Below are 21,526 nucleotides of genomic sequence, written 5' to 3'. Positions count from 1 at the left end.
TGCCCAATCGGAAAGGGTGTGGTCCAATGAGCTTGAAGGCTGTTGAATTGCAAATTGCTGTACCTCGCACTAGTGAAGCAGGGAAATACCATAGTGAGTCTCAGCAGCGACCGATGAATGACCAGGCATTACTTGGACAAAAGGCTGCGCTGGAGACGGAGAACATGCGTCAGCGAAGCGGTGCCATAGACCAGTCTGCAGAAACATTCGTCGGTGAGAGGCAAACAGGTGAGCAGAGCAGAGATTCTTCCCAGCAGAGTCGCTCCCGCTCAGATGAGACTGAGCTGCCTAAGGAGCATCCGGCAGAGCATCCGTATAAGGGACATCATATTGATTTTTCGCTCTGATCCGATGGGTGGAGAAGCGTTATAAAAGGAGACGATGGGCAGTGGATCAACCATGGATTTATATTGTTCTGCTGGGAGCCGCAGCTGTTGTCTACGCCTGGCTTATGCCAAAGCGCCAGCCAAGCCGGGGAACAGAAGAGGCCGTCGTTCAAAAGGTTGAGGCTACATTGGAGCAATATATGGCCGATATTGAAAACGACAATGACGAGTTGATTGAACTCGTATCTGGTATGAAGCAGGAGCACGCGGTTAAGCAGGCAGCATTACAGGAGCAAGTAGCTGAGCTTCGGAATCGTATTGTGGAGCTTGAGCGTCAGGCAATGCTTGCGACCATCTCTATGCCAAACTCAGATTCAGAAGCTTCTATTGTAACTTTGGAGGAGCAAACGGCTTTGCAAGAGCCTCAAACTGAGCAGGAACAAGAGTCCATCCGAGATCGTTATCAAGAGTTGTTCGCGATGCATGAGCAAGGCAAGTCGGTGGATTATATAGCCAAGCAATCAGGCATCCAGCGGGGCGAAGTACAGCTCATATTACAACTCGCGGAACGGGAGGATGTGACATGATCAAAAACCGCTCATTTATGTTAGGCATGGGTACGGGGCTTATAATGGGGGCATTGTTGTTGCAACTGGCAATAATTGGTCAGGGGCAGTCGCAGCAATCTTCGACAGACCCGAAAAACATGACGCGAGAACAACTAGAGAAGGCAGCAGCCGAGTTAAATCTTCAGATCAGTGACAGTTCTGATCCGAAAATGACAGAAGAGGAATGGCGTAATAAGCTGATCAAGGAAGGCAACAAGACTCCCGTTGCACCTCAAAAGGCTAAACCAGCTCAAACGCCTTCAACACCAAAGGTACCTGCAAACAGCACATCCTCGGCTGCTTCTAAGCCTTCGACTAGCACGTCGGTACCACAAAGTCCGAACAAGCCACAAACTCAAAGAGCTGGTACTACAACCACTCCCGATATTCCCAAGCAGCCTGCCACCCCACAAGTGCAATATAGCATTGCATCGGGGAGTAATTTAAGAAGTGTGGCATCTGGATTGGAACGGGCTGGAGTCGTATCGGATGCTAGTGCATTTGAGGCAGCCGCTAAGGCTAAAAAAATCAATACCAAAATTCGTACAGGCACCTATCAGTTTGCTAAAGGTGAGGATTTCAGTTCTATTATTACTAAAATAACGAAGAAGCCGTCCAACTGACCTAATCGGGAAGAGGACGGCTTTTTATTTTTTTCGATGCGAATAAAGAATTTTCTTAGTGTTTAGTTCAAAAGCGGGAATGACCCCCCATAATGGCTTACAACATAGTCTATTGCAATTCAGAGCTAGTGGATATAAAAAAAGACCCCTGAAGAATTCAAAGGTCATCTCATTGCGGCTTACACCAAGATGTATTGTTAAAACTGCCCTCAATCCGGATCAATGTAGCTCTAGCGAGGAGGGGGCATTATCGTCTTAATTCTCGGGTATAAATATTTGCCGAAATCCGGCCGTCATGAGGCGCCGAATCTGGACGTCATCGGCATGTGCCTCGCGCCGATCGCCTTCTCCATGCTGGCGTATGGTGTAAGCGAAGGCGGCACCAGCTGGTCCAAGGCTTCGACGATCACGGGCTTGACCATCGGCGGCATTGCGCTCATCCTTTTCATTTTCGTGGAACTGGCACAGAAGCAGCCGCTGTTGGAGCTGAAAGCGTTCAAATCGTCTGATTTTACACGCAGCATCATTTTGACGTGGATCGTACAGCTCGCGTTGTTCGGCGCAATGCTGATCGTACCGCTGTACCTGCAAGGCGTCATGCACTACACCGTCCTTGAAACCGGCTGGATCCTGATGCCTTATGCGTTATGCGCAACCCGATCAGCGGCCGGCTGTTCGACAAGATCGGTGCGCGTCCGCTCGCCTTCGCCGGTCTTGCCATCGTATCCATTTCTCTATTCATCTTGTCCAATATATCTGTGGATCCTTCGCTCTGGGTTATTATTTTATGCATCTGCACCATGGTTCTCGGAATGGGCTTCTCCATGATGCCGCTCAACACGTATGTTCTGAACTCTGCACCTCGCCGCCTGGTGAGCCGAGTCACACCATTGACAACAGCAGCTCAGCAAGTTGTTTTCTCGTTCGCGGTCGCGGGTCTGACAGGTTATCTGACGTCGCAAATCACTTCCCACACCGCAAATGCGGGAGCGGACGCGAATCCGCTGAATGCTGTCGTTGCGGGTTATGGCGATACGTTTTTCCTATCCGCGTGTCTTATGACTGCGGGTGTAGCTCTGTCGCTCCTTTTGCGTAAACCGCAACAGCAGGAAGAAGGTACCGCCGACGGGGACAACCCGGACCTGGCGATGATGGGTCACTAATCGCGAATCGGTACGATTTCATTCGTGTGCAAAAAGCCTTGGCCATTAGTCGGTCAAGGCTTTTTGCTGGTACGCCCAGCATGGTGTCATCTATATATAAAAGACTAGCACAGATGCGGCTAACAGGGCACATATTGGAACTATCCTGCCCGTTCAATGCAGTGCGAGAGTCTAACACTTTATTTTCACAAACATTTTGCTAAGAAGCCAGGCAGATGGAAGTGTACAGGACGTTTTTCACACGGTTTCGACTATTGTCGAAAAGCTGGTTGCAACGCTGCAAGTGTTATGGTATATTAATTGACGGTGTTAAAAACGCACGTCGGTTAATTTTATAGAGGGTGCTTCCAAGTAGGAAGTCTTTATAAAAAATGATGTCGGCGGAGGACACACAAAAAAACCAAACTTAGGAGGTGCGTGAAGATGGCAGTAATCTCCATGAAACAGCTTTTGGAAGCTGGGGTTCACTTTGGTCACCAAACACGTCGCTGGAACCCGAAAATGGATCGTTATATCTTCACTGAAAGAAACGGTATTTACATCATTGACTTGCAAAAGACAGTGAAAAAGGTTGAGGAAGCTTACAACTTCGTAAAAAGCATTGCAGCTGAGAATGGTACAATCCTGTTCGTAGGCACGAAGAAACAAGCACAAGATTCCGTTAAAGAAGAAGCAGCTCGCGCTGGTCAATTCTACATCAACCAACGCTGGTTGGGTGGTACACTGACTAACTTCCAAACCATTCAAAAGCGTATTGATCGTTTGAAACAATTGGAAGCTTGGGAAGAAGATGGTACATTTGCTGTTCTTCCTAAAAAAGAAGTTATCATTCTTCGCAAAGAAAAAGATCGTCTTGAAAAATTCTTGGGTGGTATCAAAAACATGAAGGGCCTTCCAAGTGCTCTGTTCATCATTGATCCGCGCAAAGAACGTATCGCGGTTGCTGAAGCTCGCAAATTGGGTATCCCAATCGTAGGTATCGTTGATACAAACTGCGATCCAGACGAAATCGACTATGTTATCCCAGGTAATGACGACGCGATCCGCGCTGTTAAATTGCTGACAGGTAAAATGGCTGATGCAGTTATGGAAGCTAACCAAGGCGAAGAAACTACAGCATAATATTTCCGATCGGAAATACCTATACGAATTAAATGAAAAGGGTGGTTGGTAGGTGGAAAACCTCTCACTACCCTTTTTTTAAGGAATAAAGCTCGTATATATCACTGAATATCAAATTTGGAGGGAAATAATATGGCAGTTAATGCTAGCGCAGTAAAAGAGCTTCGTGAAAAAACAGGCGCAGGAATGCTGGATTGCAAAAAAGCGCTTGAAGAAGCAAATGGTGATTTGACAAAAGCGGTTGAAGTTCTGCGTGAAAAAGGACTTGCAGCTGCAGCCAACAAAGCGGGCCGTATTGCTACTGAAGGCGTTGTTGAATCCTACATCCATGCTGGCGGCCGTATCGGCGTGCTGGTAGAAGTAAACTGCGAAACAGACTTCGTAGCGAAAACTGACCAGTTCAAAGATTTTGTTCGTGACATTGCAATGCATATCGCTGCATCGAACCCTCGTTATGTTCGTCGCGAAGAAGTGCCACAGGAAGAGATTGAAAAAGAAAAAGAAATCCTAAAAGCACAAGCTTTGAACGAAGGTAAACCAGAAAAAATCGTTGAAAAAATGGTTGAAGGCCGTATCGGTAAATTCTACGAAGAATTCTGCTTGCTGGAGCAATCTTTCATTAAAGATCCAGACAAAACAATCTCAACACTGATCAACGAGAAAATCAGTACGATTGGTGAAAACATCTCCGTACGTCGCTTTGTTCGTTTCGAACTGGGTGAAGGTCTGGAGAAAAAAGAAGACAACTTCTACGAAGAAGTTATGTCTCAAGTGAAACAATAATTACCAACGATCGGTAAATGCATATGAATAAACAGAAATGGAACACATCAGTGTTCCATTTCTTGCAACAGGACACCTATCCTGTTACATAAATAATATATGAAATTGGAGGGTGATCATTTGGAAAAACCTGTATTTAAACGTGTTGTTCTGAAAGTTAGTGGGGAGTCGCTGTCAGGTCCTAACGGTTACGGTATTGATGCGGATACAATTGCGTCGATTGCTGAACAAGTTAAGGACGTGGTGGAACTAGGAGTAGAAGTTGCTATTGTGTGTGGAGGCGGTAATATCTGGCGTGGTATTGCTGGAAGTGCCAATGGGATTGACCGGGCAACGGCAGATTACATGGGTATGCTTGCAACCGTGATGAACTCATTGGCTCTACAGGATGCTTTGGAACAGATTGAAGTGCCTACGCGTGTACAAACGTCCATCGCGATGCAACAGATTGCAGAACCTTACATTCGCCGTAGAGCTATTCGTCATCTGGAAAAAGGTCGGGTCGTAATTTTTGCTGCAGGTACGGGTAATCCGTTCTTCTCGACTGATACTACAGCTGCTTTGCGTGCTGCAGAGATCGAAGCAGAAGTGATTCTGATGGCTAAAAATAAAGTAGATGGTGTGTACTCCGCCGATCCGTTTAAAGATAGCACAGCTGAAAAATATGAGCAGCTCACGTATTTGGATGTGCTTAATAAAAATCTTGGTGTCATGGATTCTACAGCTTCCTCGCTGTGCATGGATAACAATATTCCGTTGATTGTCTTTGCTATTACAGAGCAAGGTAACATTAAACGTGTCGTACTGGGTGAAAAAATTGGTACGATCGTCAAAGGGAGTGTAAATTAATGCCACAATCTGTGAAAAAGAGCGCTGAAGAGCGCATGCAAAAAGCAATCCAGGCATTGCAACGTGATCTTGCCTCTTTGCGTGCAGGACGGGCAACACCAGCATTACTGGACCGTGTGCAGGTTGAATATTACGGCGCAATGACTCCAGTCAATCAGCTGGCGAATATCAATACACCTGACAGTCGGACCTTGATGATTCAGCCTTGGGACAAATCTTCTTTGGCTGATATCGAACGCGCTATCCAAAAATCCGATTTGGGTTTGACACCTTCGAATGATGGTAACACCATTCGTCTGAGTATTCCCGCTTTAACGGAGGAACGCAGAACTGATTTGGTGAAGCTAACGAAAAAGAGCGGTGAAGAAGCAAAAATCGCTATTCGTAACATTCGTCGTGATGCAAACGATGATATTAAAAAAATGGAGAAAAGTGATATTTCCGAGGACGAATCTCGTAAGCATCAGGAAGATATCCAGAAGACGACTGATAAGTTTATCGCTGAAGTGGATAAAGTTTTAGCTGCAAAAGAAAAAGAAATTATGGAAGTTTAAAAAGATTGGCAGCCCCTCCCTTACGGTGGGGTTTGTCTCTTTTCAAGCCTGAGGCACATTTTCAGAGAATGCTGGAGGAACTGGAATGATCAAACGGGTTCGGTCTTGGTGGAACGGGGAACAAAAACAGCAAACACCGGCCATTTCAAAAGACAATATTCCGCAGCATGTTGCTGTCATCATGGATGGGAACGGCAGATGGGCCAAACGGATTGGAATGCCGCGGATTGTAGGGCATCAAAATGGAATGAAGGCAGTGAAACGCACAGCAATTGCAGCGGATGAACTGGGTATTAAGTATTTAACTTTATTTGCTTTTTCAACTGAGAATTGGACGCGTCCAAAGGACGAAGTTGATTTTCTAATGAAATTGCCTCAAGAATTTTTGGCAATTGAGCTGGATGAGCTGATTGAAAAAAATGTGCAAGTGCGTATGATGGGGAACAAGGAACATTTACCTTCCCATACCGTTGAAGCGCTGACTGAAGCGACTCGACGTACTGAAAATAATACCGGACTTGTACTTAATTTTGCATTAAATTATGGCAGTCGGTTGGAAATCACAGAGTGCATGCAAGCATTGGGCCGACAAATTGAGGATGGAAAGCTGAAGCCGGAAGATATAACATCTGAGCTAATTGGCAACACATTGCTTTCTACTGGTATGCCAGATCCTGATTTATTGATTCGAACAAGCGGGGAACTTAGACTCAGTAATTTTATGCTTTGGCAGCTTGCATATAGTGAGTTGTGGTTTACTGATATTTATTGGCCCGAGTTTAAAAAAGAGCATTTATACGAAGCAGTGATCGAATATCAGAAAAGATCACGACGGTATGGCGGACTGAAGTAAATGGAGGATGAAAGCCGTTGAGACAGAGATTAATTACCGGTATTCTGGCAGGCATATTCTTTTTGGCAATGGTCCTGTGGGGCGGCTTGGCCTACCATTTGCTTATATTGGTGATGGCCCTAATCGGATTTTATGAGTTCGCACGAATGACGCAGGTATCTCCTTTTGGAGGTACGGCAATGCTTGGCTACGTAAGCATATTAGCATTTGTATTCCCATATCAACCTCTGGGTTTACACACACCGCTATCCTTTGCCAGTTTGCTTTGGTTGGTAATGATAGTGTTTATGATGATCACGGTAGGAACGAAAAATAAAATCCCAATTCAAACGGTAGCTATACTATTTCTTGGTACTGTATATATAGGATTTGGATTTTCGTATATTGCAGAATCACGTCATATGGAACATGGACTGTTATGGACTTTTTTGTTGTTGTCTTGTATTTGGGCAAGTGATGCAGGGGCATATTTTGTAGGCAAAATGGTAGGAAAGACGAAGCTATGGCCTGCGATTAGTCCAAACAAAACGGTCGAAGGGTCCATTGGCGGAGTTGTTTTAGCTTTGGTTATAGCTCTGGTATTCGCTGGATTATCAGGTGGACTGCTGCCCTGGGGTAAAGCCTTTGGCATCGGTTTGTCATGTGCTGTTGTGGGACAACTGGGCGATTTGGTACAATCTGCATACAAACGAGTGTACGGCATTAAAGATTCTGGTAATCTGCTGCCAGGACACGGTGGTATACTAGACCGCTGCGACAGCTGGATTGTCGTTTTTCCATTTGTACATATGCTGATGCTGCTTCCATGAGTCTGGTAATTACAACTTATGCTCAGGATCAACCTTTATGTTGTTCCTCCTGCGCTATTAGAAGGATGGTAGCAGCTGTATAGTTGCCTGGGTAACAAACAATGAGCTCCTGATTAAAGTGATTTTCAGGATAGGAAGGTGCATCATGAAAAGAATTACGGTACTTGGTTCAACCGGCTCTATTGGAACTCAAACACTGGATGTGGTGTCCATGCACCCAGATCAGTTCACTGTTGAGGCTTTAGCAGGCGGCTCCAATGTAAAGTTACTTGCTGAGCAGGCACATCTCTATCATCCTAAAAAAGTGTCTGTCGGTACTCAGCAGTTAGCGGATGAAATTCGTCCTTTACTGCCTTCTGGAATCGAACTACACTGGGGAAATGAAGGACTTGTTGAGCTGGCCGAGAATACAGAGGCGGATATGGTTGTGACGGCTGTAATGGGCAGTGTCGGATTGCACTCCACGCTGGCCGCGATTGAGGCTGGAAAACAGATCGGTTTGGCTAACAAGGAAACACTGGTTACTGCTGGTCATCTGGTCACTGCGCGAGCTCGGGCGAAAGGAGTGCCGTTGCTGCCGATTGACAGTGAGCATTCAGCTATTTTCCAATGTCTGAATGGTGAGCGTATGAAAGATGTGGCACATATTACCCTCACAGCATCAGGCGGTTCTTTTCGAGATTTGACAAGGGAACAGCTGCGTGAAGTTACTGTGGAAGATGCACTTAAGCATCCTAATTGGTCAATGGGGGCCAAAATTACAATTGATTCAGCAACGATGGTAAACAAAGGGCTGGAAGTCATTGAGGCACATTGGCTGTTCGGACTTAGCTATGAGCAGATCCATGTGTTGCTTCATCCGGAAAGCATTATTCACTCCTACGTCGAGTTTCAGGATACAAGCATTGTTGCTCAACTTGGGAACCCGGACATGAGAGTACCCATTCAATATGCATTGACTTACCCTAAGCGAATGAAGTCTCCGGCAAAGCCTCTGTCACTGGCTGAAGTGGGAAAACTCCACTTTAAGGAAATGGATTTTAATCGTTTTCCTTGTTTAAGGCTTGCCTTCGAATGTGGTAAAATGGGTGGTACAGCACCGACCGCATTTAATGCTGCTAATGAGATTGCTGTTGCCCGTTTCTTGCGTGGAGAAATTTCTTTTCTGCATATTGAAGCTATTATTGAACAGGTGCTCGAACAGCATGTCAATATGGCTGATCCTGATTTGTCTGCGATTGAAACCTGTGACCGCGAAACTCGTAGTATAGCTGCGAAGTTGTAGGCTAATGTTGGGGTCAAGAACGAATTGTGATTCTCTTGTGCGGGTTCGGAGAATAATGATAATCTAGGAAGACAAACTTGATCTCATTGAAAGGGGAACGGAAACGATTGGAAACGATTCAAATAGTGTTGATGACGGTGCTCATGTTTTTCGTCATAGTGACGGTGCATGAATGGGGGCATTATTATTTTGCCAAACGCGCCGGGATTCTGGTACGGGAGTTTGCGATCGGTTTCGGTCCGAAACTGTTCTCTTATAAAAGAAACGAGACACGATTTACACTACGGTTGCTGCCGTTCGGTGGTTTTGCCCGCATGGCGGGAGAGGATCCGGAGGTCAATGAAATTGAAACCGGACAAACGATTGCTGTACGCGTAACAGATGGCGTCGTTAAGACCATCTATTTGGACCAACTGGATAACCGCAAGAATGTTGTGCGCGGTGAAGTGTTGGATATTGATCTGGAACAAGCGCTAACTGTAAAATTAGATGTGGATGGCGAAGATCAGCAATATACTGTGCATCCACAAGCGATGATGGTAACCAAAGGACAATCCATTCAAATTGCACCGAAGGATCGACAGTATGGGAGTAAAACAGTAGGACAGCGTGCGATGGCTATATTTGCTGGACCACTGATGAATTTTATTCTTGCCTTTATTCTGTTTGGTCTGCATATCCAGATGGTCGGCATACAAGTGGACAACCCAACTTATGTTCAAATTAGTGAAATTACAGCAGGTATGCCTGCTGCTGAAGCTGATTTGCATAAGGGAGATATCATTGAATCGGTGAACGGAGTTGCAATTGGTGCGAATGTTGAAAACATGATCAAACTGATTGCGGATTCTCAAGACAAGCCGATGAAGTGGACAGTTCGCCGTGATGATAAAACCTTTGATCTTACTATTACACCTCGTGCAATGGAAGGACAAAAGGGTGGCAAGGTGGGCATTGTGCCTGAACTTCCAAAACGCCAAGCAGGTGTTGGGGAAACATTCAAATTTGCCGGACAATCCATGGTCAGAACGACAGATATTATTTTTCAAGGATTTAGCCAGCTTATCCAACGTTTTTCTATCAATGACCTGGGAGGCCCCGTACGTACTTTTGAAGTGACGGGACAAATTGCTAAGCAAGGCATTGAGCAGTTGACATATTGGACTGCGATCATGAGTCTTTATCTGGGGATATTCAATCTATTGCCTATTCCGGCTTTGGATGGAAGTAGACTTGTTTTCCTTGGGGTTGAGGCGGTAAGAGGACGTCCTGTTGATCCGAGCAGGGAAGGAATGGTCCATTTCGTTGGTTTTGCTATGCTATTCCTACTTATGATTGCGGTCACGTATAACGATATTTTACGCTTAATTAATGGTTAATTAGAGACGGACATTATAAAAATGGTCTGTATGGGAGGACATGCATTTCTATGTCGAACGATAAACAGTTTGTCGAGGAAATCACGCCGCAGAGCGAAGATTTTTCCCGATGGTATATTGATGTTATTAAAAAAGCAGAACTGATGGATTACTCGCCGGTTCGCGGGTGTATTGTATTTCGTCCCGATGGTTTTGAGATTTGGGAGCACATTAAGGAAGCTATGGACGTACGTTTCAGGGAAACGGGACATCGCAATGCTTATTTTCCAATGTTTATCCCAGAAAGCTTTTTCCAAAAAGAAAAAGAGCATGTGGAGGGATTTAATCCTGAACTGCCATGGGTGACTGAGGCTGGTGGGGAAAAGCTGGAAGAGCGTCTCGCAATCCGTCCAACTTCGGAAACCATGATCGGTCATATGTACTCCAAATGGATTCAATCCTATCGTGATCTGCCTGTGCTCATTAACCAATGGGCTAATGTGGTGCGTTGGGAAAAACGTACGCTGCCTTTCTTGCGAACAAGTGAATTTTTGTGGCAAGAAGGTCACACAGCTCATGAAACAGAAGAAGAAGCACGTGAAGAAACGATGAAAATGCTGGAAGTTTATCGTGAGGTCATCGAGGAAGTTCTAGCTATTCCGGTTATAACTGGACAGAAAACACCTTCTGAAAAGTTCGCAGGTGCGAAGGATACATTTTCACTGGAAGCGATGATGAGAGATGGACGTGCGGTACAAGCTGGAACATCCCACTATATGGGAACTAACTTTGCCGTAGCATTTGATATTAAATATTTGAGCCGTGAAAACAACCTGGAATTCGCGCATACGACATCTTGGGGAACAAGTACACGTTTGATCGGTGCTTTGATTATGGTCCATGGAGATGACCGTGGTCTTGCACTGCCTCCTAAAGTGGCACCTACGCAGGTTATTATGGTTCCTATTGGACCACCTAAGAAACGTGATGCAGTTATCGCTCGTGCAGATGAATTGTTTGCTGAGTTGAAACAAGCGGGTGTCCGTGTTAAAATGGACGACCGCAGTGATGTAAGTCCAGGCTGGAAATTTAATGAATATGAAATGCGCGGTGTACCGGTTCGTCTGGAGATCGGCCCTCGTGATATGGAAAACGGTGTCTGTGTTCTCGTATCCCGTATCAGCGGTGAGAAAAAAATTGTACAACAGGACAATCTGCTTGAAGAAGTACACGCGATGCTCGCACAGGTACAACAAGAGATGTTTGACCGTGCGAAGAACTTCATGGAAGAAAACTTCTATTCCGTCGATACGTTGGATGAAATGAAGACTCTCATGGAAGAAAAACGTGGCTTTACTTTGGCTGGTTGGTGCGGATCTGAAGAATGTGAAGACAAAGTTAAAGAAGTGACAGGCGCTACAAGCCGTAACATACCGTTTAAAACAACTGAGCAAAAGACCACATGTTTGTGCTGTGGCAAACCAGCCAAGCATACAGTAGTGTTCGCACGGGCGTACTAATAAAGAAGAGCAATACCCTATACTTACTTCATTCTCTTCGCCAACAGGAATAGCTGTTACGGGATAATATTCCGGACTATCTATATCGTTGTGATGAGGGTTGAAGAAGGCTACGAAAAGCTTTTGCGGTCGGAGATGTTTTAGACGCAGAAGCTTTTCATGTTTTCAGAATGGTAGATTGGAAATTGGGGGGAGAGCCATGGGCGGAGCTGAAGAAAAGAGAAAGCGGCTGGAGCTGCTGATGAAGCAGGTTGTAATGCCGGCGGGAGTGGTTGATCCTTATTTTTTGGACGGTTGGATTGATCAGGTTGAGATTAGCCGTACCAACAAGGATTGGAATATCACTATTGCCAAAGAGACACTGGTCCCCGCTCAGGTGTATCGTACGTTCTGTATTCAAGTACAGGAAAAAATGAGCCATATCGCTAAAATCACATTCCGCTTTCAGTACAGTGAGCAGGTTCAACCTGGTGATATTATCGGTGAATACTGGAAGCTTTTTTTAGAGTGGGTGCACCGTGAAATTCCATCTGTTAACGGTTGGATGAACCGGGCTGTGCATGAGTGGGAAGACGGTCTATTATTACTAACAATGAGCGATAGTATGTCATTGGAACTGGCGCGCAAAAAGCAGATAGATCAAGCTATTATTAAGTTTTACGATAAATATTTTGGGATCTCTATGCGCATTAAAGTCCAGGTGGGTGAAAGTAATCAGGAGGCATTACAGGAATTCCAGGAAAAGAAGATGCAAGAAGAACGCGAAGTTATTCAGCAGATGATGGAAAGTATGGAATCCGAGATGCCGCCTTTGGAAGAAGAAGAAGGAGACGTACGGCTTCAATTTGGTTATGACATCAAAGAACCGGCTATTCCGATGCAAGAGATTCAGGACGAAGAAAAGAAAGTCACCCTACAAGGAACAATCTTCGGTTTGGACAGTAAAGAATTGCGCAACGGCAGTACATTGTTTACGTATTATTTGACCGACTTTAGTGATTCCCTACAAATGAAAATGTTTGCTAAAACTAAAGAAGATCTAAAAATTCTCAGTCTGTTGGCTAACGGTAAATGGGTCAAAGTGCGGGGAAGAGTTGAATATGACCGTTTTATGCAAATTCCCGAGCTGGTTATGATTCCTTCCGATCTAGTTGAAGTACAGGCTCCACCTGGACGTAAGGATAATGCAGCGGAAAAACGGGTTGAGTTTCATCTGCACACAAAGATGAGTGCAATGGATGCTGTCGCCTCGATTGATCAATATGTCAAAACAGCCGCCAAATGGGGGCACAAGGCGATTGCGGTCACCGATCATGGCGGTGTGCAATGCTACCCTGATGCCGCTAAGGCTGCAAAGAAAAATGGCATTAAGATGATCTACGGTGTTGAGGCCAATGTGGTTAATGATGCTGTTGAGGTTGTAATGCAGGCACAGCCATTAAATTTGAAAACAGCGACTTATGTCGTTTTTGATATTGAAACCACCGGTCTATCAGTTACACAAAATAAAATCATAGAGATTGCTGCTGTTAAAATGCATGAGGGCAAGGAAATTGATCGTTATGCAACCTTTGTCAATCCGCATGAACGTATACCATACAACATTCAGCAACTGACCAACATTAACGATGAAATGGTCAAGGATGCGCCGGATGTGGAACCTGTTATGAAGGAGTTCGTAGCTTTTGCTGGTGATGCTGTATTGGTTGCCCATAATGCGCGGTTTGATATCGGCTTTATCCAGGCCACCCTTCGAAAGATGGGTTTGCCCGAAATGACCAATCCGGTACTGGATACGCTCGAGCTGGCTCGCTTACTGTTTCCAACAATGAAAAACCATCGTTTGAATACGTTGACGAGTAAATATAAAGTGGCACTAGAAAGTCATCACCGAGCCATTGACGATACAGTCGCACTGACTGAAGTGCTAAATGGCTTGCTGAATGATGCGGAACAAATTAAGGGATTAAAAATGCTCGATCGTCTGAATGATTATGTAGGTAAGGATCTATCGACTGTTCGTCCTTTCCACTGCTGCATTTATGCTCTCAATCCGGTTGGTAAAAAAAATCTGTACAAGCTGGTTTCCATGTCTCATACCGAATATTTCAAGCGTGTGCCTTGTATTCCTAAATCGAAATTGTCTGAGATGAGAGACGGATTGCTTATTATTTCTGGTTGTGAAAAAGGAGAATTCTTCGAGGCTGTGTTGAACAAGTCCGAGGAAGAAGCCGAGGAGATTGCACAGTTTTATGATGTGCTGGAGATTCAACCTTTGACGATGTATATGCATCTGGTGGAAAAGCAGCTTGTAAGCGGGCCTGATGCACTAAAAACGGCCATTCGCAAAGTATGTGACATAGGAAAACGCCTTGATAAGCCCGTAATTGCTACAGGCAATGTTCACTATTTGGAAACTCGCGATAAGCTGTACCGTGATATTACTATTCATGGCATTACTGGTTTTAGCCCGCTAAAGGACATCCGAAAGCCAGATGCTCATTTGCGGACAACGGATGAAATGTTGGCAGAGTTCGAGTTTTTGGGTGAGGCAAAAGCGTATGAAGTCGTTGTGACAAACACTAGTGAGCTGGCAGAGCGTTTTGAAGAACTGGAACTGTTTCCCGACAAGCTTTTTACGCCATTGCTGGACGGAGCAGACGAGGAAATTCGTAATACATGCTATGAGACGGCTCGATCCATTTATGGTGAACCCTTACCTGAGGTTGTTGTAGCTCGCCTTGAAAAAGAATTGGAACCTATTATTAAATATGGTTTCTCCGCTAACTATCTCATTTCTGAACGTCTGGTTAAAAAGTCTAATCAGGATGGATACTTGGTAGGTTCACGGGGTTCTGTTGGTTCTTCTGTAGTTGCTACTTTTCTCGGTATTTCTGAGGTAAATCCACTGCCCGCCCATTATATTTGCGGTAATTCTGAATGCAGACACAGCGAATGGTTTTTGGATGGAAGTGTGCCGAGCGGTTTTGACTTGCCAGATAAAAACTGTCCGAATTGCGGTGGCAAGCTCAAGGGTGAGGGACAGGATATACCTTTTGAAACGTTCCTCGGTTTTAAAGGAGATAAAGTTCCCGATATTGACTTGAACTTCTCTGGTGAATATCAACCTGTTGCCCATAACTATACGAAAGTACTGTTTGGTGAAAAAAGTGTTTTCCGTGCAGGGACCATTGGTACAGTAGCTGAGAAAACGGCGTTTGGTTTTGCCAAAAAATATGAAGAGGCACATCATAAAAAATGGCGTGGAGCCGAGCTGAACAGGCTGGCTTCTGGTTGTACGGGTGTAAAACGTAGTACCGGACAGCATCCGGGCGGGATCGTTGTTGTTCCCGATTATATAGAGGTCGAGGATATTACACCGGTGCAGTATCCGGCTGATGATACGAGCTCGGAATGGAAAACGACGCATTTTGATTATCATGCTTTTGATGCGAACTTACTCAAGCTCGATATTCTGGGCCATGATGATCCGACCATGATGAGAATGCTTCAGGATTTGACCGGGGTTGACCCTACGACCATTCCAATGAATGATCCCAAGGTGATGAGCATGTTCAACTCCACGGAGGCACTCGGTGTAACACCGCAGCAAATCCGCACGCCTGTCGCCACCTATGGTGTACCAGAGATGGGGACAAAATTTGTACGCCAGATGCTGGTAGAGTCGCAGCCGAGTTCTTTTGCCGATTTACTGCAAATATCCGGTTTGTCTCACGGGACGGGTGTATGGCTAGGGAATGCACAAGAGTTGATTAAAAATAATACGTGTAACATCAAGACCGTAATTGGTTGTCGGGATGATATCATGCTGTTTTTGATTTACAAGGCGGGGATGGATGCAGGTCTGGCCTTTAAAATTACGGAGAGCGTACGTAAAGGTAAAGGACTTAGTGCCGAATGGATTGAAGAAATGAAAAAATGCAAGGTGCCGCAGTGGTACATTGATTCCTGTCTAAAAATCCAGTACATGTTCCCGAAGGCGCATGCTGCAGCCTATGTTATTTCAGCCGTGCGTACAGCATATTTCAAGCTGTATCATCCGATCGAGTATTATGCAACTTACTTCTCAGTACGTGCAGCCGATTTTGATATTGACCTGTGCTGTCAGGGGTATGATGCGATCGCACGGAAGATTGTCGAAATTGAGCAGCTTGGTTTTCAGGCGCCACCTAAAGAAAAAGGGATGCTTCCAATCCTGGAGATGGCTTTGGAAATGACGGCTCGCGGGTTTAGCTTTAAATCCATTGATTTGTACCGTTCCGAAGCTACTCGTTTCAAAGTGGACGGGGACTCGCTCATTCCTCCGTTCGGAGCTCTTCAGGGTATTGGAGATAATGCAGCACGTAACATCGCAGCTGCCCGTGAACAAGGTGAATTTTTGTCCGTTGAGGATTTTCAACAGAAATCGAAGGCTAGTAAAACGATTGTCGAAATGCTGTCCCAGATGGGATGCTTTCGAGGTCTGCCAGAGAGTAATCAGTTGTCTCTGTTTTAATCTGAACCATAGTAGTCAAGCTCTGGCACTTGTCACATAACTACGGTTATGTTATAATTTTTTTGGTAATCATGGAGATAAAACCGTTGCTAAAAGAGTGGGGAAACCCACTCTTTACTGTTTGATATACAGGTACAACGTGAAAAAAAGGTTATTTTTGGGCAGGCAACCGGTACGCCGGTTTATTTGCAGTGAGCCCAAAATGAACATTACATCAAATGAAAATGAAAATGCCGGTGATGGAGAAGCATTGCCCACGGCAAGAGGGTATCTCTTTTTCACCACAGGAAAGTTCACTTTTGGAGGTTATAATCTTTGAGCACACCAAAGATCAAATCAGTAGTAGAAGAAATGGCCCAACCTTACCTCGATGAGCATGGTTTTGAACTGGTCGAAGTCGAGTATGTCAAAGAGGGTAGCAATTGGTTTCTTCGTGTTTTTGTAGATAAAGACGGAGGAATTGATCTGGACGACTGTAGTATGATCAGTGAATATTTGGGTCAAAAGCTGGATGAAAATGACCCTGTTTCTACAGCATATTTTCTGGAGGTGTCTTCACCAGGCGCCGAGAGACCGCTGAAAAAAGCGGAGGATGTCACTAAAGCGGTAGGCAAAAACGTATTCGTTACTACATACGAGCCGATTAACGGTCTGAAGGAATTCGAAGGCCGTTTGCTTTCTTTTGAAGATGGGGAACTCACCGTCCAAAGTGGACAAAAGAAGCATACCATACCTTATGACAAGGTAGCTGGTGCAAGGCTCGCGATCATATTTTAATTCAGATTTGATTGTTGCTGTTTGACATGTACTACATGTTTTTTGCCTCGTGTGCCGACCAGTACGCAGGTGCCATCATTTGAAAGGGGGAGCAGTAATCCATGAGTATGGATTTTATTGAAGCAATGAACGAGTTGGAAAGAGAAAAGGGGATCAGTAAGGACGTGCTGTTTGAGGCCATTGAAGCAGCCCTGATCTCCAGCTACAAACGGAATTTCAATACCGCACAAAACGTGCGTGTTGATATGAACCGCAACTCGGGAGTCATTAAGGTATATGCCCGTAAGCTGATTGTTGAGGAGGTATTGGATCCTCGCACCGAGATTTCGTTGCCGGCAGCCCGTGAGATTAACCCACATTTTCAGTTGGAGGATGTTGCTGAAATTGAAGTCACACCACGTGATTTTGGACGGATTGCTGCACAAACAGCGAAGCAAGTCGTGACCCAGCGCATTCGCGAAGCGGAACGGGGACTGATCTACAACAAGTTTGTGGACAAGGAAGAGGATATTGTAACAGGAACTGTACAGCGCCAAGATCCACGCAATATTTATATTGATCTTGGCAAGGTGGAAGCAGTTCTTCCGTTGAGTGAGCTAATGCCTAATGAGAAATTCAACCATTTGGATCGGATTAAGGCTTATATTACCAAGGTGGAGAACACAACCAAAGGACCGCAAATTATGCTGTCCCGATCACATCCGGGTCTGCTTAAGCGTTTGTTCGAACTCGAAGTGCCTGAAATTTTTGACGGTGTTGTAGAGATTCGTTCCGTAGCGCGTGAAGCAGGCTTCCGTTCTAAAATCGCTGTTCATTCTCGTAACGCCGAGGTTGATCCGGTAGGTTCTTGTGTGGGACCAAGAGGAACGCGGGTGCAGACCATTGTAAACGAGCTGCGTGGCGAAAAAATCGACATTGTACGCTATTCTGATAATGTTGATGAATACGTGGCTAATGCTTTGAGTCCGTCCAAGGTGCTTGAAGTACAGGTGTTTGAAGAAGAGAAAATGGCTCGCGTTATAGTACCTGATTATCAGCTTTCTCTAGCTATTGGTATCAAAGGGCAAAATGCTCGCCTTGCTGCTAAGCTTACTGGCTGGAAAATTGATATTAAGAGTGAAACACAGGCGGAGGAAGAACTCGGCAGACCGAGAACATCCACCGATGAAATGCATCAGGATTCCGTTTCTGTAGATTAAGCGGAGTGTAGGGGGGTTAATGCATGAAACAGAGAAAGATACCTTTGCGCAAATGTGTCGCCTGTCATGAAATGATGCCAAAGAAGCAGTTAATCCGTGTCGTCAAAACCCCTGAAGACGAAGTGTTGATTGACTTGACTGGCAAAAAGTCGGGACGCGGCGCTTACTTGTGCGGCAAAGCCGCCTGCTTCAAGTTGGCTCAAAAGAGCAAGGCACTGGATCGAGCATTGAAGCACTCGGTCCATCCTGATATTTATGAGCAGCTAAGTCGTGATTTTGCTGCCGTCGAGGAAGAATTCCTGGCGGCACAAGGCAGCGTGCAGGATGAATAAGGCGCTGTCTGGATTGGGGCTTGCCATGAGAGCTGGCAAGTTGCTAACAGGTGATGAGATCGTTTATAAAGCGATCAGGTCTTCAGAAGCCAAGCTGGTCATTCTTGCGAAAGATGCTTCAATGAATACTCAAAAGAAATTCCGCGACAAATGCGGGACGTACAAAATCCCCTTATTGATAGGATTTGACCGGGAAAGCTTGGGAAGCAGCATCGGCAAACCTGAACGGGTCGTGCTGGCTGTGACGGATCAAGGATTCGCGAAATTGATCATGAAACATGCGGGGATAATGTCGGAGGTGGAGTATATTGAGTAAACAAGAAAGCAAAGACAAAGTGCGGGTATACGAATACGCCAAATCGTTGAACATGAGCAGCAAAGAAATTATCACCATTCTTAAACGGCTGGATATTCCCGTGAACAACCATATGAGCGTCATGGAACATGATGCCGTAGGTAAAGTGGAAAATTTTTTTAAGAATATTAAATCCAATGCTGCGGTCAAGCAAGGCGAAGCAGGTACGGCGCAAGTAAGCTCGAATCAGACCGGTTCAAGCCAGAATAGTAATCATTCAACGGAGCAAACCAAAAATCAACAGGAAAAGCAGGTAAGTATGAATAGGACAAACAACAACCAAAACAGTAACCGAAGCAGCGCTCCAAAAGCGCAAAGCAGTCAGCAGGGCGGTCAAAACCGCAGTCAACAAGGTTCTAGTAGACCAGGCGGCCAGCAAGGCACTCAGAACCGTAGTAATGGTCAACAGCAGGGAGGACAACAGCGTACCGGTAGCAATAACACAGGTTCACGTCCTCAGGGAAGCAGCCAGGGGGGTGCGGCAGTAAGAACTTCTTCTTCGGCAGGAAGCAATAATTCCAACCGCAGTGGTGGCAGCCGTACAGGTGGCAACTCCAACAACAGCGGTAACCGTTCCGGTCAAGGACGTTTTGACGATAACCGTCAAGGCGGAGGACGCGGTGGTAACGGTGGTCGTGGAGGCAACAACCGTGGTGGAAACAATCGTGGTGGTAAATTCAACAACCGTGGTAAAGGTCAACAACAGGAGCGTCGCGAGAAAATCGACAACACGCCTAAGAAAATTATTGTGCGTGGTGAGATGACTGTAGGTGAAACAGCCAAGCTTCTTCATAAGGATGCGTCAGAAGTCATCAAAAAATTGATTATGCTCGGAACTATGGCGACCATCAACCAAGAACTGGATATGGATACCATTCTCTTGCTTGCTGGTGACTTTGGCGTCGAGGTAGAAGTGAAAATCCCAGTGGAAGAAGATCGTTTTGAAACTGTGGAAGAAAATGATGATCCAGCGGATTTGAGAACACGTCCACCGGTTGTAACAATTATGGGTCACGTCGATCATGGTAAAACAACTTTGCTGGATGCCATTCGCTCCACGAATGTAACAGGTGGCGAAGCTGGCGGTATTACACAGCACATTGGTGCATACCAAGTTGAAATTAACAGCAAAAAAATCACTTTCTTGGATACACCAGGTCACGAAGCCTTTACTGCTATGCGTGCACGTGGTGCTCAAGTAACAGATATGACGATTATTGTGGTTGCAGCTGATGACGGTGTTATGCCACAAACGGTTGAAGCCATTAGCCATGCAAAAGCAGCAGGTCTACCAATAATCGTAGCTGTAAACAAAATCGACAAACCGGATGCCAACCCGGACAAAGTAAAGCAAGAACTTACAGAATATGAATTGGTGCCCGAAGAGTGGGGCGGCGATACAATTTTCGTCAACGTTTCCGCTAAACAAAGAATGGGCCTGGAAGATTTGCTCGAAATGATTCTGCTTGTAGCTGAAGTGAATGAGTACAAAGCGAACCCGGATAAACGGGCGCGTGGTACTATTATTGAGGCTGAGCTGGATAAAGGTCGTGGTTCTGTAGCCCGTATTCTCGTTCAAAACGGGACACTGAAAGTCGGCGATGCATTCGTAGCAGGTAACTGCTTCGGACGTGTACGTGCCATGGTTAACGATAAAGGTCGTCGTCTTAAGGAAGCAGGTCCTTCCACTCCAGTTGAAATTACTGGTCTAACGGAAGTTCCACTTGCAGGCGATCCGTTCATGGTGTTCGAGGATGAGCGTAAAGCTCGTGCTATCGCTGATAAACGTGCGATTACGCAACGTCAATCTGATCTGGGCAGTAATACCCGCGTAACGCTGGATGACCTGTTCCAACACATCAAGGATGGCGAGATGAAGGATCTGAACGTCATTATTAAAGGTGACGTACAAGGTTCTGTCGAAGCGCTGAAAGGCTCCTTGAACAAGATTGAAGTTGAAGGTGTACGCGTCAAAATTCTTCACAGTGGTGCAGGTGCAATCACCGAATCCGATATTATTTTGGCTGCGGCATCCAATGCCATTGTTATTGGCTTTAACGTTCGTCCTGATAATCAGGCGAAATCTACAGCGGAAGCTGAAAAAGTGGACATTCGTCTGCATCGCGTTATTTACAATGTCATTGAAGAAATCGAGCAGGCTATGAAAGGCATGCTGGACCCTGAATATAAAGAAAATGTGATCGGTCACGCTGAAGTTCGTAACGTGTTTAAAGTTACTAAAGTCGGTACGATTGCTGGTTGCATGGTGACGTCTGGAAAAATTACCCGTTCAGCAGAAGCACGTCTGATTCGTGATGGTATCGTTATTTTTGAAGGTAAAATCGACTCACTGAAACGCTTTAAGGACGACGCAAAAGAAGTTGCCCAAGGTTACGAATGTGGTATCACCCTTGATGGTTATAATGATGTTAAGGAATCCGACATTATTGAAGCGTTCGTCATGGAAACAGTGGAGCGCTAACGGCAGAGAGGT

The 21,526-nt window shown here is 45.4% G+C and carries 20 protein-coding genes; 19 read left to right on the top strand and 1 reads right to left on the bottom strand.

Annotated elements, in window-relative coordinates; genetic code table 11:
* The first annotated feature begins 26 nt into the window (after positions 1-26).
* From OIU26_RS14630 to OIU26_RS14620, 3 genes are read left to right on the top strand one after another with little or no spacing between them, the layout of a single operon-like run.
* On the top strand, positions 27-347 hold the full coding sequence (locus OIU26_RS14630; RefSeq protein ID WP_264217238.1) for a hypothetical protein: 321 nt from the start codon (positions 27-29) through the stop codon (positions 345-347).
* Between the two features lie 41 nt (positions 348-388).
* Complete coding sequence (locus OIU26_RS14625) at positions 389-913, top strand: DUF6115 domain-containing protein (RefSeq protein ID WP_064963102.1); 525 nt, start codon at positions 389-391, stop codon at positions 911-913.
* A complete protein-coding gene (locus tag OIU26_RS14620; RefSeq protein WP_040101557.1) occupies positions 910-1,557 on the top strand; it encodes an endolytic transglycosylase MltG in 648 nt (215 codons plus the stop codon). Before OIU26_RS14625 ends, OIU26_RS14620 begins: the two co-directional genes overlap by 4 nt.
* Positions 1,558-1,812: 255 nt before the next feature.
* Here OIU26_RS14620 and OIU26_RS14615 read toward each other — a convergent pair whose 3' ends face one another.
* Positions 1,813-2,160 carry a hypothetical protein gene (locus OIU26_RS14615; RefSeq protein WP_264217237.1) on the bottom strand — a complete coding sequence of 116 codons (348 nt, stop codon included), beginning with the start codon at positions 2,158-2,160 and terminating at the stop codon, positions 1,813-1,815.
* Between the two features lie 44 nt (positions 2,161-2,204).
* Between OIU26_RS14615 and OIU26_RS14610 the strand changes: the two genes are divergently transcribed.
* The 16 genes from OIU26_RS14610 to infB all read left to right on the top strand — a co-directional run bounded on the left by OIU26_RS14610 (position 2,205) and on the right by infB (position 21,514).
* Complete coding sequence (locus tag OIU26_RS14610; protein WP_264217236.1) at positions 2,205-2,720, top strand: MFS transporter; 516 nt, start codon at positions 2,205-2,207, stop codon at positions 2,718-2,720.
* A gap of 423 nt (positions 2,721-3,143) precedes the next feature.
* Positions 3,144-3,842, top strand: coding sequence for a 30S ribosomal protein S2 (gene rpsB / locus OIU26_RS14605; protein WP_013309916.1), 699 nt, complete (start codon positions 3,144-3,146; stop codon positions 3,840-3,842).
* Between the two features lie 132 nt (positions 3,843-3,974).
* Positions 3,975-4,625, top strand: coding sequence for a translation elongation factor Ts (tsf, locus tag OIU26_RS14600; protein ID WP_013370709.1), 651 nt, complete (start codon positions 3,975-3,977; stop codon positions 4,623-4,625).
* Positions 4,626-4,745: 120 nt separating this feature from the next.
* Complete coding sequence (gene pyrH / locus OIU26_RS14595) at positions 4,746-5,474, top strand: UMP kinase (RefSeq protein ID WP_013309918.1); 729 nt, start codon at positions 4,746-4,748, stop codon at positions 5,472-5,474.
* A complete protein-coding gene (gene frr, locus OIU26_RS14590) occupies positions 5,474-6,028 on the top strand; it encodes a ribosome recycling factor (protein WP_014599669.1) in 555 nt (184 codons plus the stop codon). The genes pyrH and frr overlap by 1 nt, the downstream gene beginning before the upstream one ends.
* 85 nt (positions 6,029-6,113) lie before the next feature.
* Positions 6,114-6,881, top strand: a complete 768-nt coding sequence (locus OIU26_RS14585) for an isoprenyl transferase (RefSeq protein WP_013370712.1) — start codon at positions 6,114-6,116, stop codon at positions 6,879-6,881.
* Between the two features lie 17 nt (positions 6,882-6,898).
* On the top strand, positions 6,899-7,690 hold the full coding sequence (locus OIU26_RS14580; protein WP_137078344.1) for a phosphatidate cytidylyltransferase: 792 nt from the start codon (positions 6,899-6,901) through the stop codon (positions 7,688-7,690).
* A 145-nt stretch (positions 7,691-7,835) separates the two neighbouring features.
* The gene (locus OIU26_RS14575) at positions 7,836-8,975 is read left to right on the top strand and encodes a 1-deoxy-D-xylulose-5-phosphate reductoisomerase (protein WP_264217235.1); all 1,140 of its coding nucleotides are present in this window, start codon (positions 7,836-7,838) and stop codon (positions 8,973-8,975) included.
* Between the two features lie 107 nt (positions 8,976-9,082).
* A complete protein-coding gene (gene rseP, locus OIU26_RS14570; protein ID WP_013370715.1) occupies positions 9,083-10,354 on the top strand; it encodes an RIP metalloprotease RseP in 1,272 nt (423 codons plus the stop codon).
* 50 nt (positions 10,355-10,404) lie between these two features.
* Positions 10,405-11,853 carry a proline--tRNA ligase gene (proS, locus tag OIU26_RS14565; RefSeq protein ID WP_013370716.1) on the top strand — a complete coding sequence of 483 codons (1,449 nt, stop codon included), beginning with the start codon at positions 10,405-10,407 and terminating at the stop codon, positions 11,851-11,853.
* Between the two features lie 199 nt (positions 11,854-12,052).
* Positions 12,053-16,369 (top strand): PolC-type DNA polymerase III, encoded by a 4,317-nt coding sequence (locus tag OIU26_RS14560; RefSeq protein ID WP_264217234.1) that lies wholly within the window; start codon positions 12,053-12,055, stop codon positions 16,367-16,369.
* 315 nt (positions 16,370-16,684) lie between these two features.
* Entirely contained in the window at positions 16,685-17,146 is a 462-nt protein-coding gene (gene rimP, locus OIU26_RS14555; RefSeq protein ID WP_264217233.1) for a ribosome maturation factor RimP, read from the top strand.
* Between the two features lie 101 nt (positions 17,147-17,247).
* Entirely contained in the window at positions 17,248-18,345 is a 1,098-nt protein-coding gene (nusA, locus tag OIU26_RS14550; protein ID WP_013370720.1) for a transcription termination factor NusA, read from the top strand.
* A gap of 23 nt (positions 18,346-18,368) precedes the next feature.
* The gene (rnpM, locus tag OIU26_RS14545) at positions 18,369-18,677 is read left to right on the top strand and encodes an RNase P modulator RnpM (RefSeq protein WP_007430067.1); all 309 of its coding nucleotides are present in this window, start codon (positions 18,369-18,371) and stop codon (positions 18,675-18,677) included.
* The gene (locus tag OIU26_RS14540) at positions 18,670-18,993 is read left to right on the top strand and encodes a L7Ae/L30e/S12e/Gadd45 family ribosomal protein (protein WP_007430068.1); all 324 of its coding nucleotides are present in this window, start codon (positions 18,670-18,672) and stop codon (positions 18,991-18,993) included. The genes rnpM and OIU26_RS14540 overlap by 8 nt, the downstream gene beginning before the upstream one ends.
* A complete protein-coding gene (gene infB, locus OIU26_RS14535; protein ID WP_013370722.1) occupies positions 18,986-21,514 on the top strand; it encodes a translation initiation factor IF-2 in 2,529 nt (842 codons plus the stop codon). Before OIU26_RS14540 ends, infB begins: the two co-directional genes overlap by 8 nt.
* The last annotated feature ends 12 nt before the right edge of the window (positions 21,515-21,526 follow it).

This window comes from Paenibacillus sp. BT-177 (assembly GCF_025846815.2).
In the GTDB taxonomy this organism is placed as follows: domain Bacteria; phylum Bacillota; class Bacilli; order Paenibacillales; family Paenibacillaceae; genus Paenibacillus; species Paenibacillus polymyxa_C.
This window is presented reverse-complemented; position numbering and strand designations above follow the sequence as displayed.